This is a genomic window from Streptomyces humi (genome assembly GCF_001005085.2).
GTDB classification, from domain to species: domain Bacteria; phylum Actinomycetota; class Actinomycetes; order Streptomycetales; family Streptomycetaceae; genus Streptomyces; species Streptomyces humi.
Genome location: NZ_LBMU02000015.1, coordinates 1 through 16,766, shown reverse-complemented (window position 1 = coordinate 16,766; position 16,766 = coordinate 1). Strand labels below are relative to the sequence as shown.

Sequence of the window (16,766 nt, the reverse complement as noted above, 5' to 3'; positions counted from 1 at the left end):
GGGTGGGGAGTCACTGCTTGACGCCGCCGGCCGCCAGGCCGCTCTGCCAGTAGCGCTGGAGCAGCAGGAAGGCCACGACGAGCGGGACGACGGAGATCATCGAGCCGGTCACGACGAGCGCGAGCATGTCGCTGCTCGCTCCCGCCCCGCCGTTCTGGGCCTGATCGGCCCATCGGGCGAGACCGACCGTGATCGGGTACAGGTTCGGGTCGTTGAGCATGATCAGCGGCAGGAAGTAGTTGTTCCAGGTCGCCACGAGGGTGAACAGCAGGACGGTCACCAGGCCGGGGCCGAGCAGCCGCAGGGCGATCCTGAGGAAGATCCGCGACTCGCCGGCACCGTCGATGCGGGCGGCCTCCAGCAGGCTGTCCGGGACGGCGTCGGCCGCGTAGACGCGCATCAGGTAGAGACCGAACGGGTTGACCAGGGACGGCAGGATGACCGCCCACGGGGTGTTGACCAGGCCGGCCTTGGCGAACAGCAGGTAGGTCGGGATCGCCAGCGCGGTGGCCGGCACCATCACGGCGCCGAGGACCAGGTTGAAGGCCAGCCGGTCGCCGCGGAAGCGGAACTTGGCGAACCCGTAGCCGCCCGCAGCCGCGAGCAGGGCCGCGCCGACCGCGCTGACGCCCGCGTACAGGACCGTGTTGAGCAGCCAGTGCACGAAGACGCCGTCGTCCTGGGTGAGGGTCGCCCTGATGTTCGCGAGCAGCTGCGGGGAGTGCGAGAACCACAGGCCGAAGCTGTTGAACAGGTCCTGGGTGTTCTTGGTGGAGGCGATCAGCAGCCAGCACAGGGGGAGCAGGAAGTAGGCGAGGGCCGCCAGCATGGCGATCGTCAGCGGGGTACTGCGGCGGCCCGTCATGCGGCCCTCCTGGTGCCGCGGTTCGCGGTGAGCAGGACGGCGTAGGAGGCGACCACGATGACGAGGCCGAGCAGGAAGGACACCGTGGCCGCGTAGTTGACCTGCTGGCCGGTGAAGGCCAGGGAGTAGGCGTACAGGTTGGCGGTGTAGGAGCTGCTGATGACGTCCGGGGCGATCTTCATCAGCAGGTTGGGTTCGTTGAACAGCTGGAAGCTGCCGATCACGGAGAAGAGGAGGGTGAGCAGCAGCGCCGGGCGCAGCGCCGGCAGCTTCACGGACCGGGCGACGCGCCAGGCGCCGGCCCCGTCCACCGCGGCCGCCTCGTACAGCTCCTGCGGGATGGTGCGCAGGGCCGCGTACAGGATGATCATGTTGTAGCCGACGAACTCCCAGGTCACGATGTTCGCCAGGCTGCCCAGCATCCAGCCGTCGGTGAGGAAGTGCGGGGCGGGCAGGTCCAGTTTCCGGCTCAGCTGGGCGAACGGGCCGAAGTCCGGCCCGTACAGGTACCCCCACATCAGCGCGGCGACCACGCTCGGCACGGCGTACGGCACGAAGATGCCGAGCCGGATCACCCGGGCCAGCCGCAGCAGACCGCTGTCGAGCGCGAGGGCGAACAGCAGCGCGAGGAGCAGCATCACCGGGACCTGGATGACGAAGAACAGCGCCACCCGGCCCACACCGTGCAGGAGCCGGGGGTCGCCCAGGGCCCGCGTGTAGTTGTCGATGCCGACGAAGACGGTGCCGCCGATGAGCCGGCTCTGGAACAGGCTGAGGTAGGCGGCGTAGCCGAGGGGTGCGAGGAAGAGCAGCAGGAACAGCGTCAGGAACGGCGCGACGAACAGCGGCCCGGCCGCCCGGTGCCGGCGGATGCCCGCCATCTCAGCCTCCCTTGACGGTGAAGCCCTGGTCCTTCGCGTACGTCGTCAGCCGGGACTGCCAGCTGCCGAGCGCACGCACGGTGTCGGTGTGGTCCGCGAGGGACTTGCCGACGGTCTCCGTCCAGTCGGTCGCCGCCTGGTCGAGGAACGGGGGCCACTGGAAAGAGGAGTTGACGGTGGAGCTGATGTCGGCGAAGACCTGGTTGACTTTCTGGCCGCCGTAGAAGGACGGGGCGTCACCGGTGAACGAGGCGTCCGTGAGCAGGGCCTTGGTGGCGGGGAAGAAGAACTGCTCGGTGGCGAACATCCGTGCGCTGGCCGGGTCGCTGTTGAGGAACTGGGCGAACACGGCCGCGGCGACGGGGTTGCTGGTGGAACGGACGACCGCGGTGGTGGACCCGCCCCAGTTGCCCGAGCTGGGCTTGGCGGCGTCCCACTGCGGCAGCGGGGCCGCCCGCCACTTGCCCGCCGTGGACTTCGCCGAGCCGGACAGGAACACCGGCCCCCAGGCGGCGGTGATCCAGGTCGCGTACCTGCCCTTGTCGAGGGCCGCGTACCAGGAGTCGGTGAAGTCGGGCTCGACGCCGATGACGCCGTCCTTCGCGAGCCCGCCCCAGTACGCTCCGAGCTTGCGCGAGACAGGGTCGTCGACGCTGATGGCGATGTCGCTCTTCCCCGAGGTGACGTACGGCTTGGCGCCGGCCTGCCAGAGCAGCCCGTGCCAGGCGGCGACCTGGTTGGCCGCGAGGTTGGTCAGGTAGACGTCCGGGTCGGCCTTGTGCAGTCTGCGTGCGGCGGCGGCGAACTCGTCCCAGGTGCCCGGGACCTCGATGCCGTGCTTCTGGAAGATGTCGTGCCGGTACAGCATGCCCATGGGGCCGGTGTCCTGGGGTATCGCCCAGATCTCGCCGTCGCCGCCGCTGACCTGGCCCCAGGTCCAGTCCACGAACGTGGACTTCAGCGCCGACGCGCCGTACGGCCGCAGGTCCAGCAGGCTGTCGGTGATGGTGAAGGTCGGGATGGCCTGGTACTCGATCTGGACCAGGTCCGGAGCGCCGCTGCCGGCCTTCAGCGCCGTACGCAGCTTGGTGTACTGGGGCGTTCCCTGACCGGCGTTGACGATCTTGACCTTGACGGCCGGGTACTTCTTCTCGAAGAGGGCGACCTCCTTGGCGATGTTCGGGACCCAGGTCCAGAACGTCAGCTCGGTCGGTGTCTTCATGGCCTTGTCGATGTCGGCCTGGCTGACGGGCTTGGCGGCGGCGGAGGAACCGCCGGAGTCCCCGCCGCCGCAGGCGGTGAGCGCGGCGCCGAGCGACACGGCACCGGTCGCGGTGAGGAACAGCCGTCGGCTCATGGGGGACGGGCCGGGTACTGAGGCGAATCTGGGCATGGTGAACTCCCGCCGGTGGCGAAGAAGAGCGAGGAAAGGGGGGGGAGGGAAAGGGGGAGGGAAAGGGGAGGGTGATGAGGAGAGAAAGCGGAGACAGGCGCGGATGCCGGACTCGGGCCCATGGAGACACGGGCGACGGGCGGCCCCGCGGCGCCGCTGGTGCGCAGGCGGCGTCCGTGTGAAAGGCGTGCTCGTGCGAGGGGTGCGCCGTGCGAGGGGTGCGCCGTGCGAGACGTGTGCTCGTGCGGGAGGCGTGTGCTCGTGCGAGGTGTGGGCTCGCGCGGTCGACCGCGTCGGTGCGCCGACGCACGGCGCCTCGTCCGGCGGACCGGGCGGTGGGGCGGGGCTGTGGGGTCGGGCGGTGGTGCGGTACGGCCGGGCGGTGAGATCGGTGGGCGGTGGTGCGGTACGGCCCGCGGTGAGATCGGGCGCTGGGCGTCAGCCGTCGTCCCGGCGGCCTGACGAGGGCTCAGTCAGTGGTGGGCGCACCTCCGTCCGGCGGTGGCGCGGTCGAGGCGCGCACGATGAGGTCGACCGGGGGCCCGCCGGCCGGCAAGGGGTCCGCCGTCGGGTTCTCGACGGCGTGCACCAGGCGTTTGAGGCCCTCCTGCGCCACGGCGTCGAAGGGCTGACGCACCGTGGTGAGCGGGGGAGTCACGTAGGCGGCGACCGGGATGTCGTCGAAGCCGACCACGCTGACGTCCTCCGGCACCCGCCGGCCGGCCTCCGTCAGGGCCCGGATCAGGCCGATCGCCATGTCGTCGTTGGCGCAGAAGACGGCGGTGACCGTGTCGTCGGCGGCGAACCTCCGGCCCGCCGCGTACCCGGACCCGGCCGACCAGTCGCCCTCGGCGACCGGGGGGACCGTCCTGCCCTGTGCGGTCAGGGCGGCCCGCCAGCCCGCCAGCCGGTCCCGGGCGGCGTACCAGCGCTGCGGACCGGCGAGGTGGTGGACCGTCGCGTGCCCCAGGGACAGCAGGTGTTCGGTGGCGGTGTGGGCCATCAGGTCGGCACCGTCGCCCGCGGTCAGCACGACCGGCGCGGTGACCGGCGGCGGAGCGCCCATGACGAGCACCGGGACGTCGACGCGCAGCGAGGTGTCCGCGCCGTCCCCCGTCTCGTCGATGGGTTCGGAGATGACGATGCCGTCCACGCCCTGGTCGAGGAGCGAGTCCACGGCACCGGAGAGACCCGCCGGATCGCCCTCCACCGTGTTGACCACACGCAGCGCGTACCCGGTGTCCCGCACGACCCGCTCCACGCCCATGAGCAGTGAGGCGGGTCCGTACAGGGCGGTGCCCAGCGTCACCACGCCGATCGAGCGGGTGCGTCCGGAGGCCAGCGCCCGGGCGGCGTTGTTGCGCCGGTAGCCGAGTTGTTCGGCGGCGTGGAGCACCCGGCGGCGCACGTCCTCGGAGACGTACGGCTCGTCGTTGAAGACCCGGGAGACGGTCTTCTGGGAGACACCGGCCAGCCGCGCCACATCGACACTGCGGGGTGCGGCGCTGCTCCTGCCGCGTCCCGTCTCTGGCGTCATGGCGTCTCCCGGTGGCCGCTCGGTCGAGGGGCAATCATGTCATGCGCCGCCGCTTGCTGACTGCGCTGTCATGTCTGCGTAGTCATGTCTACGCAGTCATGGCGGGGACGTCAAGACTCCGCGGGGCATCGGTTCTTCCGGGATACGGGCCGTACCGCGCACCGCGGCGCCCGTCCCGTCGTACCGGGGCATGAGCCGGCGGCCCGGACGCCTACCGCGGATTCAGTAGACGGTCCTGCGGATCCAGTAGCCGGTACTGCCAGCAGCGGTACGACGACGCGGGGGCCGTCGGCGGGACAGCCTGGTGCACCGAGCCAGAAACGATGCGGAGTCCCCTGACGTGGCTGCTTATCTCTATCGACTGGGCCGACTGGCCTTCCGGCGGCGTGGATCCGTCGCCCTGTTGTGGCTGGCCGTCCTGGCCGCCGTGGGACTGGGCGCGCTCCAGGCGCCGGGAGCCTCCGACGAGGAGTTCTCGGCACCGGGCATCGAGTCCCAGAAGGCCTTCGACCTGATGCAGGAGCGCTTCCCGGGCGCGGCCGCCGACGGCGCCACCGCGCGGGTCGTCTTCGTCGCCCCGCACGGGCAGAAGGTCACCGCCACCGCGCACCGCGAGGTGATCGAGGAAACGGTCGGCACCCTCGGTGACGGCGCCCAGGTGGCTTCCGTCGCCGACCCCTTCACGGCGAAGGCGGTCAGCGAGGACGGCAGCACGGCGTACGCGACCGTCACCTACAAGGTCACATCCTCCGCGATCACCGACGCCTCCCGCACGGCGCTCGCGGACGCCGTCGGCAAGGCCCGGGACGCGGGCCTCACCGTCGAGACCGGCGGCTCCGCCATGGACAGCGGGGGCGGACCCGGCGGCGCCGCCGAGGTCATCGGCATCTCCGTCGCGGCCCTGGTGCTCCTCGTCACCTTCGGTTCGCTGGCCGCCGCCGGACTCCCGCTGCTGACCGCGATCCTCGGCGTCGGCGTCAGCATGTTCACCGTGACCCTGCTGGCCGGCGCCCTCGGTCTGTCCAGCAGCACCGGCACCCTGGCGATGATGCTGGGCCTCGCCGTCGGCATCGACTACGCGCTGTTCGTGGTCTCCCGCTACCGGGAGGAGCGAGCCCGGGGCCGGGCCCCCGAGGAGGCGGCCGGACTCGCGGTCGGCACGGCCGGTTCGGCGGTGGTCTTCGCGGGCCTCACCGTGGTCATCGCCCTGGCCGGGCTGTCGGTCGTCGGCATCCCGATGCTGACCAGGATGGGACTGACCGCCGCCGGCGCGGTGGTCGTCGCCGTCGGCGTCGCGCTGACCGCCGTACCGGCCCTGCTCGGGTTCTGGCCGAACGCCGTGCTGGCGGGCGCCGTACGCGGGCGCGGCGGCCGTCGCCCGCGGAAGGCCGGGAGCACCACCGGCGGCGACAACCGGGGCGCCCGCTGGGCCCGCTTCGTACTGCGCCACCCGCTGCCCGTCCTGCTGCTCGGCGTCGTGGGCCTCGGCGCCCTCGCGGTCCCGATGACCCAGCTCCAGCTCGGCATGCCGGGCGACGAGGCCAAGTCCACCGCCACCACCGAACGCCGTGCCTACGACGACCTCGCCGAGGGCTTCGGCCCCGGGTTCAACGGCCCGCTGACCATCGTCGTGGACGCCCGTGGCGCGGCCGACGCCAAGGCCGCGGCCGGCGCGGTCGGCGACAGGATCGCCGGTACGGCCGGAATCGTCTCCGTCACCCCCGCCCACTTCGACACGGCGGGTGACACCGCGGTGTTCACCGCCACGCCCGCCACCGGTCCCGCCGACGAGCGGACCAAGGCCCTCGTCAAGACGATCCGCGGCGAACGCCCGGCCGTCGAGACGGCGGCCGGCGCCTCCTACGAGGTCACCGGCACCACCGCGCTGAACATCGACATCTCGGGCAAGGTGCAGTCCGCGCTGGTGCCCTACCTCGTCACCGTCGTCGGACTCGCCGTCGTCCTGCTGCTGGTGGTCTTCCGGTCCCTGCTGGTCCCCCTCAAGGCGGCGCTCGGCTTCCTGCTCTCGGTCCTCGCGGCCCTCGGCGCGGTCGTCCTGGTCTTCCAGCAGGGCCACGCCGCCGCCCTGTTCGGTGTGGAGCAGACCGGGCCGATCATGAGCCTGATGCCGATCTTCCTGGTGGGCATCATCTTCGGCCTGGCCATGGACTACGAGGTGTTCCTCGTCTCCCGGATGCGGGAGTCGTACGTCCACGGCGAGCCCGCGAAGGAGGCGGTGGTCTCCGGGTTCCGGCACAGCGCCCGGGTCGTCGTGGCCGCCGCCCTCATCATGATCGCGGTCTTCGCCGGGTTCGTCGGGGAGAGCGAATCCATGATCAAGATGATCGGGTTCGGCATGGCGACCGCCGTGCTCCTGGACGCCTTCGTGGTACGGATGGCGCTCGTGCCCGCGGTCCTCGCGCTGCTGGGGGACCGTGCCTGGTGGCTGCCGGGACGGCTGGACCGCCTGCTGCCCCGGGTGGACATCGAGGGCGAGGCCCTCACCGGGGCGGCGCCGGCCGCCGCGAGCGTCACCGGTCCCGCCCCGGAAGAGAACGCCGAGGCACGCGTCTGACCGTCCCCGGCCGCCCCGCGGACCGCCCGTGGCACAGCTCACGGGCGGTCCGCACCGGCATGTCGGTCACCATGGACCCTGGCACCCGACCGGAGAGACACATGACCACCAACCTGGAGCGGTACGCACAGCGCTACCGCCGCGTCATGAGCGCCACCGTGGTCATGGCCCTGCTCGGCTGTGTGACCCTGGGCGCGCTGCTCCGCTTCCCCGGCATCAGCCAGCCGGACGAGCAGTGGCCGGCCGTCCTGCTCGCCACCGTCGCCTGCCTCGCCCTGCTCAAGGCACGCGCCCGTCCGCGCACCGCCGTCGCCGTGGTGATGGCCTGCTCGGTGGCCACCTTCGCCCAGGGCTACCTGCCCACCCCCCTCATGCTGGCGCCGCTCATGCTGGCCCTGTACCGGGTGGCCGCCCACACCGACGGGCGCACCACCCGGGTGATCGGCCTGGCGGCCATGACCCTGGTCGTGGTCGGCGCCCTGCTCGACAACCCGAGCACCAACCTGCTGCTCCTGCGCACGGTCGGCCCCGTGCTGTGGCTGCTGCTGCCCCTGGTCGGCGGTACGAACGCCCGGCTGCGGGTGGCCTACATGGAGTCCGTGCACGCCCGCGCGACGCACGCCGAGCGCACCCGTGAGGAGGAGGCGCGGCTGCGGGTGGCGGAGGAACGCATGCGGATCGCCCGGGAACTGCACGACGTCGTCGCCCACCACATGGCCGTCGCCAACGCCCAGGCGGGCACCGCCCGCCACCTGGTACTCACCCGGCCCGCCCAGGCGGAGCAACTGCTCGGCGAACTGACGGCGACCACGTCCTCCGCGCTCATCGAGCTCCGGGCCACCGTCGGGGTGCTACGGCACTCCGGAGACCCGGATGCCGGGTCCCTGGAGCCCGCCCCCGGCCTGGACCTGCTGCCCGAGCTCGTGTCGACCTACGCGAGCGCCGGGCTCGACGTCACCCTCACCACCGAGGGCGAACCCCGCCCGCTGTCACCGGGTGTGGACCTCACGGCGTACCGGATCATCCAGGAAGCCCTCACCAACGTCACCAAGCACGGCACCGGGCAGGGCGCCGACGTCCGACTCACCTACGTCCGGTCCCGGCTGCTCATCTCGGTGACCAACGACGGCACCGCCGCCGCCCCGGAACCCGCCGAGGGCGGGGGCTACGGCCTGATGGGGATGCGGGAACGCGCCCACTCGGTCGGCGGCGACCTGCGGGCCGGACCGCGCCCGGACGGCGGCTTCGAGGTCAGCACCGCCCTGCCGCTCCACTCCCTCGCACCGGAGGAATTCGAGACCCCGTGAGTATCCGTGTCCTGCTCGCCGACGACCAGGCCCTGCTGCGCGGCACGTTCCGGCTGCTGATCGACTCCTGCGCGGACCTGGAGGTGGTCGCCGAGGCCGCCGACGGGCAGCAGGCGGTGGACCTCGCCCGCGTGCACCGCCCCGACATCGTGCTGATGGACATCCGCATGCCCGGCACGGACGGCCTCGCCGCCACCGCCGCCATCTGCGCCGACCCCGGACTGTCCGGCACCCGGGTCCTCGTCCTCACCATGTACGAGACCGACGAGTACGTCGCCCAGGCCCTGCGCGTCGGTGCCAGCGGCTTCCTCGGCAAGTACGTCACCACCGACACGCTGCTGGCCGGCATCCGCACCGTCGCCGCAGGCGAGGCGCTGCTCTCACCCGGCGCCACCCGCGCCCTGATCACCCGCTTCCTCTCCGGCCCGGCCCCCGGCGTCCTGCTGGCGCCCCCGGAACGCCTGAACGACCTCACCCCGCGCGAACGGGAGATCACCGCACTGGCCGCGCGCGGCAAGTCCAACGACGACATCGCGGAGGAGCTCGTGCTGAGCGTGCTCACCGTACGCAGCCACATCCAGCGCGCCCTGACCAAACTCGGCGCCCGCGACCGCGCCCAACTCGTCGTCATCGCCTACCAGACCGGCCTGGTCCGCCCCGAACCCCGCCAGGGGTGAGGAGGGCAGGGTCCCGGGCCGGTCGGGACGGGTGAACCCACGAAGGCGCCCCCCGGCCACCTGCGCCGCGTGGGCCGTGACCCGGAGAGCGGGCCCCGCGGTCCGCGTCCCGAGACGGCCGGCGCACTCGCGGGCGGGTCAGGGCGCGGTCTGTGCCGGGGGTTTCCAGCCCCAGGCGGTCAGCATGCCCGCGGACAGCGCGGCGCACTCGTCGGAGGCCAGGTAGTCGATCGCCGCGTCCACGGCCGCGTCGTCGACCAGGCCGGTGGCGACCATCGCCGCCCGGCTCCGCTCCCAGGTGTCCGCCCAGAAACGGCTCAGCGGACTGCCCGGCAGCAGCGGCGGCACGTGCAGTTCGGCGGCGACCGGCACCAGCCCGGCCCCGCGCAGCAGTCGCGGGTACGCCGGCACCCAGGAGACGTCGGTGCCGATGGTCGCCCGCAGCCCCCGCCACATCGCCCGCATCGCGGCCGCGTACGGCGTGCCGGGCGTGCGGTCGGTGGTCAGGTCGACGGCGTCGCTGAGCACCAGCACCCCGCCGGGCTCGACGAGTCCGGCCAGCGTCTCGATCAGTTGTTCGTGCGCGGGCAGGTGCATCAGCACGAACCTCGCGTGCACGAGCCGGAACCGGCCGCGGACGGCGTGCGGGGCGGTGATGTCGGTCTCCAGCACGTCGAGGCCGGGCCGCCGGGCGAGGAACCGTACGTCTCGGTCCACGGCGAGCACGCTGTCCACCCCGGCCTCGTCCAGCAGCCGACGGGGGACCGTGCCGGTGCCGGCGCCCACGTCGAGGCAGTGCCAGCCCGGGCCGGCTCCGAGCGCCCGCAGCCGCGCCACGGTGATGTCGTCGTAGGCGAGCGCGCCGAAGTCGATCCGCTCGCCCTCGCCGGCCTGGTCGGGCCGGAAGACGGCCTCGCCGTAGCGGCCGTCCGGTGCGCCGGTCACGCCGCGGCCGGCGCGACGCCGTGCCGGAGGGGGAGGAGCGGGGCGTCGAAGCGTCTCATGACCGGACCTCTTCACTCGGTGGGGCGGTGCCGGGCGGGACCCGTCCCCTGGATCCTGCACCGGCGGCCTCCCACCCGGCTGAGGCGCGCCGCGCCTGAGCCGATCGGGGCAACGGCCCGTCGCGCGGGCGGCGCCCGACCACACCCGGGAGCTTCGGGTACGGCACCGCGCCGTACAGTGCCGATGGTCCTCATCCTCCGCACGACGAGCAGGAGTTACGGCGATGACGCACACCTCCGGCGGCCCGGACGGCCCGCTGTACGGCTTCGTCGGACTCGGTGTGATGGGGCAGCCCATGGCGCTGAACCTCGCCCGCGCCGGTACCCCGCTCGTCGTGTGGAACCGGACGCCGGAGCGGGCCGAGCCGCTGCGGACGGCCGGGGCCCAGGTCGCGGCGAGCGCCGCGGAGGTCTTCGCCCGCGCGCGCGTCGTGATCGTGATGCTCCTCGACGAGGCGGTGACGGACGCCGTCCTGGGCCGGGGCGGACCTGGGTTCGGGAAACTGGTCGCCGACCGGGTCGTCGTGTCGACGGGGTCGACGTCCCCGGAGTACGCCCGCGGCCTCGCCGCCGACGTCCGGGCCGCGGGCGGCCGGTTCGTGGAGGCGCCGGTGTCCGGCTCGCGCAAGCCGGCCGAGGCCGGCGAACTGGTCGCGATGCTCGGCGGCGACCCCGACACGGTGGCGGAGGTACGGCCGCTGCTCGCCCCGGTGTGCCGGGAGACCGTGCACTGCGGCCCGGCCGGGTCCGGGGTCCTGATGAAGCTGGCCGTCAACCTGTACCTGACCACGACGATCGCGGCGCTGGCCGAGTCCGTGCACTTCGCCCAGCGGCAGGGGCTGGACCTGGAGACCTTCCGGGCCGTGGTCGACTCCGGCCAGCTGGGCAGCGGGGTGACCCGGGTCAAGGTGCCGATGCTCGCCGCCCACGACTTCACCGTGCAGGCGGCCACCTCCGACGCCTACGCCAGCACCCGGCTCATCGCCGCCGCCGCCCGCGCGGCCGGCCTCGCCACACCGCTGCTCGACCTGAGCGGTGACCTGTACGGCGAGAGCGTACGGCTGGGCAACGGCCGCCTCGACATGTCCTCGGTCCTCACCGCCATCGAGGCCCGCACGGACGCCACCGACTAGGCTCGCGCCATGCGGATCTCCGTCTCCTCCGACATGGACGAGCCCGTCGCCCGCCTCCTCGTGGCGGAGTTGCGGCGCCGTGGCCACGACGTGCGCACGTACGGCGCGCTGGAGCCCGGGGCCGATTCGCGATGGGCGGTCTGCTCCGAGGCGGCCGCCCGGGACGTCGCCGCGGCGGCCGCGGACCAGGCCGTCGTCTGCTGCTGGACCGGCACCGGTGCCTCGATCGCCGCGAACAAGGTCCCCGGCGTGCGCGCGGCCCTGTGCGCCGACGCCGTCACGGCCGACGGGGCCCGGCGCTGGAACGACGCCAACGTCCTCGCCCTGAGCCTGCGGCTGACCTCGCAGCCGGTGCTCAAGGAGATCCTCGACGCCTGGTTCTCGGCCACGCCGAGCCAGGACGCCGAGGATCTCGGGAACGTGGCCCACGTCGGACGTCTCGACGCGGGCCGGGGGACCGCCTAGCGGGCCGGGTCAGTGGGCGCCGAGCCCGCCGCCGCCGAACGAGCCGCTGGAGCCCTTGCTCCAGCGCGGCCGGTCCTTGGACGCGCTCGGTCTGGTCTGCTGGTTGCCGAGTTCGTACGGGGTGAGCGGACGACCGCCCTCGGGCATCTTGGGAATCTCCTCCGACTCCCGGTTTTGCAGGATCTCGTGCACCGCGCCCTCCGGTGGCAGCTTGGGCTGTTCCTCCGGGCGCGGGCGGTCCGACTCGCGGTACTTGACCCGGTTGCCCAGCCAGAAACCCCCGGCCAGCATCGCCAGCACGGCCACGGCCACCAGGAAGAGCGCGAGACTCATCAGGCCGCTGGGAGCGGCCAGCTGCTCCATCGATACCGTACTCATAGCAAGGGGATACCCCGGTCAGAATCGGACGAACCGGCCGCAATCGGTGGCCGATCGCGCACGGTCGGTGACGTCGCGGACTCCGTGGGCCGACCCCGGGGCGCCGCCGGGTGGCCGGAAGCCCTGCCCGCCAAGGGGTTTGCCGGACCCCGCGCCCGGCTACCCGAGCCGGGTGAGACAGCAGACTTCCCAGCAGGAGCTGTACCGGTTCCTGGAAGACAGGTTCGCCTGCGCGCAGGCCTGCACGGAATGCGCCCGGGCGTGCGCACTGCGTGCCGGTGTCCTCGACCCGGGCGGAACCGCCCTGGTGGAACAGGTGCGCCGCAAGGGCATCATGTGCGCCGAGGTGTGCGACGCGACCTGCCGGGCGCTCACCGAGGAGACCGACCGGGACGAGACCGGCCTGCGGGTCCAGCTGGAATGGTGCCGGGCGATCTGCCTCGAGTCCGCCCGGGCCTTCGACACCCAGCCGGGCGCCGAGAAGAGCGCGGACGCCTGCCGGGCGTGCGCCGCGGCCTGCGCGGAGTTCATGGTGGCGCTGCGCTGACCGGTGGAGCGCGGCGGCCGATGGCTGGCATCGCGAACGCGCGTTTCCGCCGTGCCGCCGGGCTGCCTAGCGTGACACGGGTGCCGCCCCGCCCAGCGTCCCAGCGAAGGAGCGCCCCCATGAGCCAGCCGCCGCGCCGGATCGTCACCGGTCACGACGGGACGGGTACCTCCGTGTTCCTCTCCGACGGCGAGCCGCCGGTCGTCCGTACCGCCCCCGACGGTGCCGCCTTCTACGAGATGTGGAACACCGGCTCCGTGCCCGCGCCCCTCGCGGCGGACGAACCCGAGCCCACGGAGCGCGACCTGACCGTGCCGCCGGCCCCCGGCGGCACCAAGATCCGCGTCAACGAGTTCCCGCCGGGCTGCGTCTCCCCGACGCACCGCACCCAGACCGTGGACTACGGCATCGTCCTGGACGGCGAGGTCGTCCTCGTCCTCGACGACTCCGAGCGGGTGCTGCGCGCGGGCGACGTGGTGATCCAGCGCGGCACCGACCACCGCTGGGAGAACCGCACGGACGCGGCGGCCCGGATGGCGTTCGTGCTCGTGGACGGCGTCTTCACGGAGCCGCTGCTGAAGCTCCTCGGCACCGAGGTGCTCGGCTCCCTGCTCGGCAGCCCGCTGGCCGCAGGCGAGGCCTGAGCCGGCACCGCGCCGGGCGCGAGGCCTGAGCCGGCGCACCGCGCCGGGCGTGGCCCCGCTCGCGCACCCGCACCGCCATTCCCTATTTCTGAAACACGTTCTACGGTGTGCGCCGTCAGGACCGCCCTTGGGGAGCCTGGAGGCGCCGTGCACCTCGACCACACGCCCGAGCAGCAGCGGCTGCGCACCGAACTGCGCGCCTACTTCGCCGGCCTGGTGCCGGACAACGCCTACGCCCGCTACGCCGATCCGGCCGCGCAGAAACGCTTCTACCGGGAGGCCGTGCGGCGGCTCGGCACGGACGGCTGGCTCGGCGTGGGGTGGCCGAAGGAGTACGGCGGACGCGGCCTGACCGCGATGGAACAGTTCATCTTCTTCGACGAGGCCGCCCAGGCGGGCGTCCCGCTCCCGCTGATGGCGCTCAACACCGTCGGCCCGACGATCATGCAGTACGGCACCGACGAGCAGAAGTCGTACTTCCTGCCCCGCATCCTCTCCGGCGAGATCGACTTCGCCATCGGCTACAGCGAGCCCGACGCGGGCACCGACCTGGCCGCCCTGAAGACCCGGGCCGTACGCGACGGCGACGAGTACGTGGTCAACGGACAGAAGATCTGGACGACCAACGGCGACACCGCCGACTGGGTCTGGCTCGCCACCCGCACCGACCCCGGGGCCCCGCCCCACAAGGGCATCACCATGCTGCTGGTGCCGACCACCGACCCCGGCTACTCCTGCACCCTCATCAACACCCTCGCCTCCCACGACACCACCGCCAGCTACTACGAGGACATCCGCGTCCCCGTCTCGCGCCGGGTCGGCGAGGAGAACCGGGGCTGGCGGCTGATCACCAACCAGCTCAACCACGAGCGCGTCACCCTCGCCGCCCACGGCACCATGGCGATCCGCGCCCTGCGCGACGTGCAGCGCTGGGCCATGGAGACCAAGCTCGCCGACGGCCGCCGGGTCGTCGACCTGCCCTGGGTGCGCCGCCGCCTCGCGCAGACCCACACCCGCCTCGACGCCATGAAGCTCCTCAACTGGCGGATGGTCAGCGCCGTACAGACGGGCACCCTGACCCCGCAGGACGCCTCCGCCGTGAAGGTCTACGGCTCCGAGGCCCGCCGCGACGCCTACGCCTGGCTGATGGAGATCGCCGGGGCGGCGGGCCCCCTCAAGGAGGGCTCGGCCGGCGCGGTCCTCCACGGCGACCTGGAACGCGGCTACCGCTCGGCGGTCATCTTCACCTTCGGCGGCGGCAACAACGAGATCCAGCGCGAGATCATCTCCTGGATCGGACTGGGGATGCCCCGGGTACGGCGGTAACCTGCCCGCATGGGCGCCGACCCCGGGCTGTTCACCCCGGCCTCCGTGACCTGGCAGCTGCACGGCGACCCCATGATGTGGGTCGCCGGCATCCGCGCGCTCTACCTCCAGGCACTGCACCCGCGCGCGGTGCGCGGTGTCATGGCCAACTCCGACTTCCGGCGGGACGCCTGGGGGCGGCTGATGCGGACCGCGAACTTCGTCGGCACGACGACGTACGGCACCACCGAGGCCGCCGAGCGGGCCGGGGCCCGGGTCCGGAAGATCCACAGCGTGCTCGGCGCGACCGACCCGGAGACCGGCGAGCGGTACGGCGTGGACGATCCCGAACTGCTGCTGTGGGTGCACTGCGCGGAGATCGGCTCGTACCTGCACGTCGTCCGCCGCTCCGGCTTCCCGCTCACCGACGCCCAGGCCGACCGCTACCTCGCCGAACACCGGGTCAGCGCCCGCCTGGTGGGCCTGGACCCCGCCGCCGTACCCGCCGACGGGGAGGAACTGGCCGCCTACTTCGAGACGACCCGTCCGCGGCTCGCCGCCGGGGCCGACGCACGCGACGTGTACGACTTCCTGCTCCGGCCGCCGACGCACCCCCTCCTGATCCCGGCGCGCGAGGCGCTGTGGCGGCGCGTGGCGCACCTGGCGTACGCCGCCCTGCCGCCGTACGCCCACGAGTTGTACGGCACTCCGGCCCCCGAACCCGCCGTCGTCACCCGGCGACTGCGTGCCACCGGCACCGCGCTGCGCTGTGTTCCCGCACGTCTGCGCTGGCAACTCCCGCCCAAACACATTCTGCGGGCCATGGCGAGGCTCGGCCCGGCCGCGCGCCCGGCACCGTACAAAGTCGGGTGTTAGCCCGCCATACTGGTCGACCAGGGGGCCCGGATTCGGCCGGTTCGGCGCGGTCGCACCGTTACGGCCGGGAACGGGCGGAGCTGGAGGCGACGGGGGGCGACGGCGCGCGATGGCTGACAGCGGGCTGGTCCAGGAAAGGTACCGGCTGCTCGATCTGATCGGGCGGGGCGGGATGGGCGAGGTGTGGCGGGCCCGTGACGAGTCCCTCGGCCGGCTGGTCGCAGTGAAGTGCCTCAAACCGCTCGGCCCGCACCACGACCAGGCGTTCACCCGCGTACTGCGTGAGCGGTTCCGCCGCGAGGCGAGAGTGGCCGCCGCGCTCTCGCACCGCGGAGTCACCGTCGTCCACGACTTCGGCGAGTCCGACGGCGTCCTCTACCTGGTGATGGAACTCCTCGACGGCCGCGACCTCAGCCGGCTGCTCGAGGACAACAAGCACCATCCGCTGCCCGTCGGCGACGTCGTGGACATCGCCGAACAGGTCGCCGCCGCCCTCGCCTACACCCACCAGCAGGGCATCGTGCACCGGGACCTCAAACCCGCCAACATCATGCGGCTGACCGACGGCACGGTGAAGCTCTGCGACTTCGGCATCGCCAGGCTCGGCCACGACATCGGCTTCACCTCCCGGCTGACCGGCACCGGCATCGCCATGGGCACCCCGCACTACATGTCACCGGAACAGATCGGCGGCACCGAGGTCGATCCGCGCAGCGACCTGTACTCGCTGGGCTGTGTGCTGTACGAGATCGCCACCGGGGCACCGCCGTTCGACCTGGACGACGCCTGGGCGATCCTGATCGGCCACCGCGACACCCGGCCCACCCCGCCGCGCGCCCACCGCCCCGAACTGCCCGGCTGGTTGGAGCAGGTCGTCCTCGACCTGCTCGCCAAACGCCCGGAGCAACGGCCGTACGACGCCCGGGAACTGGGCCGCCGGATCACCTCGGGGCGTGCCACCCCCACCTACGTCCCCACCGTCGTCACCGCGCAGCCCCGGCTCCGGCCCTCCGGACCGGCGTCCCGGGAGGCCCGGCTGCCGTCCTGGACGCGTGGAATGACCACCGGGCACAAGGCGGCCGGCACCACCCTGAGCAGCACCCCGCCCGACCCCGGCGCCGGACTCACCGGCGAGTGGACCGCCCGCCCGGCCCTCCAAACCCCCGAGCCCGCGCAGGC

General features: G+C 72.9%; 16 protein-coding genes. 10 read left to right on the top strand and 6 right to left on the bottom strand.

The genetic code is table 11. From position 1 onward, the window contains the following. Window positions 1-10: 10 nt before the first annotated feature. The 4 genes from AAW13_RS04825 to AAW13_RS04810 form a co-directional block, all read right to left on the bottom strand. Window positions 11-865: a carbohydrate ABC transporter permease gene (locus AAW13_RS04825; protein WP_046733072.1), complete on the bottom strand. Its 855-nt coding sequence runs from the start codon at window positions 863-865 to the stop codon at window positions 11-13. Then, complete coding sequence (locus AAW13_RS04820; RefSeq protein WP_046733071.1) at window positions 862-1,746, bottom strand: carbohydrate ABC transporter permease; 885 nt, start codon at window positions 1,744-1,746, stop codon at window positions 862-864. Before AAW13_RS04820 ends, AAW13_RS04825 begins: the two co-directional genes overlap by 4 nt. 1 nt (window position 1,747) lies before the next feature. Next, window positions 1,748-3,139: an ABC transporter substrate-binding protein gene (locus AAW13_RS04815; protein ID WP_046733070.1), complete on the bottom strand. Its 1,392-nt coding sequence runs from the start codon at window positions 3,137-3,139 to the stop codon at window positions 1,748-1,750. Between the two features lie 469 nt (window positions 3,140-3,608). After that, complete coding sequence (locus AAW13_RS04810; RefSeq protein ID WP_046733069.1) at window positions 3,609-4,676, bottom strand: LacI family DNA-binding transcriptional regulator; 1,068 nt, start codon at window positions 4,674-4,676, stop codon at window positions 3,609-3,611. Between the two features lie 340 nt (window positions 4,677-5,016). On the opposite strand from AAW13_RS04810, the gene AAW13_RS04805 reads away from it, so the two are divergent. From AAW13_RS04805 to AAW13_RS04795, 3 genes are all read left to right on the top strand, one after another. Then, window positions 5,017-7,251, top strand: coding sequence for an MMPL family transporter (locus AAW13_RS04805; protein ID WP_046733068.1), 2,235 nt, complete (start codon window positions 5,017-5,019; stop codon window positions 7,249-7,251). A gap of 101 nt (window positions 7,252-7,352) precedes the next feature. Beyond that, window positions 7,353-8,558: a sensor histidine kinase gene (locus AAW13_RS04800; RefSeq protein WP_046733067.1), complete on the top strand. Its 1,206-nt coding sequence runs from the start codon at window positions 7,353-7,355 to the stop codon at window positions 8,556-8,558. Then, window positions 8,555-9,235: a response regulator transcription factor gene (locus AAW13_RS04795; RefSeq protein WP_046733066.1), complete on the top strand. Its 681-nt coding sequence runs from the start codon at window positions 8,555-8,557 to the stop codon at window positions 9,233-9,235. Before AAW13_RS04800 ends, AAW13_RS04795 begins: the two co-directional genes overlap by 4 nt. Before the next feature lie 138 nt (window positions 9,236-9,373). On the opposite strand, the gene AAW13_RS04790 is transcribed toward AAW13_RS04795, so the two are convergent. Then, entirely contained in the window at window positions 9,374-10,180 is an 807-nt protein-coding gene (locus AAW13_RS04790) for a class I SAM-dependent methyltransferase (RefSeq protein ID WP_046733096.1), read from the bottom strand. Between the two features lie 283 nt (window positions 10,181-10,463). Between AAW13_RS04790 and AAW13_RS04785 the strand changes: the two genes are divergently transcribed. Together AAW13_RS04785 and AAW13_RS04780 are read left to right on the top strand one after the other, a co-directional pair. Continuing rightward, the gene (locus AAW13_RS04785; protein WP_046733065.1) at window positions 10,464-11,372 is read left to right on the top strand and encodes an NAD(P)-dependent oxidoreductase; all 909 of its coding nucleotides are present in this window, start codon (window positions 10,464-10,466) and stop codon (window positions 11,370-11,372) included. Between the two features lie 9 nt (window positions 11,373-11,381). Further along, the gene (locus tag AAW13_RS04780; protein ID WP_046733064.1) at window positions 11,382-11,837 is read left to right on the top strand and encodes an RpiB/LacA/LacB family sugar-phosphate isomerase; all 456 of its coding nucleotides are present in this window, start codon (window positions 11,382-11,384) and stop codon (window positions 11,835-11,837) included. Window positions 11,838-11,846: 9 nt separating this feature from the next. On the opposite strand, the gene AAW13_RS04775 is transcribed toward AAW13_RS04780, so the two are convergent. After that, window positions 11,847-12,215, bottom strand: a complete 369-nt coding sequence (locus AAW13_RS04775; protein WP_046733063.1) for a DUF6479 family protein — start codon at window positions 12,213-12,215, stop codon at window positions 11,847-11,849. 172 nt (window positions 12,216-12,387) lie between these two features. Between AAW13_RS04775 and AAW13_RS04770 the strand changes: the two genes are divergently transcribed. The 5 genes from AAW13_RS04770 to AAW13_RS04750 all read left to right on the top strand — a co-directional run. Beyond that, the gene (locus AAW13_RS04770; RefSeq protein ID WP_046733095.1) at window positions 12,388-12,762 is read left to right on the top strand and encodes a four-helix bundle copper-binding protein; all 375 of its coding nucleotides are present in this window, start codon (window positions 12,388-12,390) and stop codon (window positions 12,760-12,762) included. A gap of 119 nt (window positions 12,763-12,881) precedes the next feature. Then, window positions 12,882-13,406 carry a cupin domain-containing protein gene (locus AAW13_RS04765; protein WP_052768712.1) on the top strand — a complete coding sequence of 175 codons (525 nt, stop codon included), beginning with the start codon at window positions 12,882-12,884 and terminating at the stop codon, window positions 13,404-13,406. A 147-nt stretch (window positions 13,407-13,553) separates the two neighbouring features. Further along, window positions 13,554-14,732 (top strand): acyl-CoA dehydrogenase family protein, encoded by a 1,179-nt coding sequence (locus tag AAW13_RS04760; RefSeq protein ID WP_046733062.1) that lies wholly within the window; start codon window positions 13,554-13,556, stop codon window positions 14,730-14,732. Window positions 14,733-14,741: 9 nt separating this feature from the next. Beyond that, window positions 14,742-15,587: an oxygenase MpaB family protein gene (locus AAW13_RS04755; RefSeq protein ID WP_046733061.1), complete on the top strand. Its 846-nt coding sequence runs from the start codon at window positions 14,742-14,744 to the stop codon at window positions 15,585-15,587. Window positions 15,588-15,696: 109 nt separating this feature from the next. Further along, window positions 15,697-16,766, top strand: a 1,070-nt coding sequence (locus tag AAW13_RS04750; protein WP_143144979.1) for a serine/threonine-protein kinase, incomplete at its 3' end; no start/stop codon positions are given.

Bases quoted from the DNA above. Each gene is read 5' to 3' on its own strand.
- AAW13_RS04775 (WP_046733063.1), bottom strand. From the start codon at position 12,215: ATGAGTACGGTATCGATGGAGCAGCTGGCCGCTCCCAGCGGCCTGATG.
- AAW13_RS04820 (WP_046733071.1), bottom strand. From the start codon at position 1,746: ATGGCGGGCATCCGCCGGCACCGGGCGGCCGGGCCGCTGTTCGTCGCG.
- AAW13_RS04810 (WP_046733069.1), bottom strand. From the start codon at position 4,676: ATGACGCCAGAGACGGGACGCGGCAGGAGCAGCGCCGCACCCCGCAGT.
- AAW13_RS04800 (WP_046733067.1), top strand. From the start codon at position 7,353: ATGACCACCAACCTGGAGCGGTACGCACAGCGCTACCGCCGCGTCATG.
- AAW13_RS04780 (WP_046733064.1), top strand. From the start codon at position 11,382: ATGCGGATCTCCGTCTCCTCCGACATGGACGAGCCCGTCGCCCGCCTC.
- AAW13_RS04815 (WP_046733070.1), bottom strand. From the start codon at position 3,139: ATGCCCAGATTCGCCTCAGTACCCGGCCCGTCCCCCATGAGCCGACGG.
- AAW13_RS04825 (WP_046733072.1), bottom strand. From the start codon at position 865: ATGACGGGCCGCCGCAGTACCCCGCTGACGATCGCCATGCTGGCGGCC.
- AAW13_RS04785 (WP_046733065.1), top strand. From the start codon at position 10,464: ATGACGCACACCTCCGGCGGCCCGGACGGCCCGCTGTACGGCTTCGTC.
- AAW13_RS04755 (WP_046733061.1), top strand. From the start codon at position 14,742: ATGGGCGCCGACCCCGGGCTGTTCACCCCGGCCTCCGTGACCTGGCAG.
- AAW13_RS04765 (WP_052768712.1), top strand. From the start codon at position 12,882: ATGAGCCAGCCGCCGCGCCGGATCGTCACCGGTCACGACGGGACGGGT.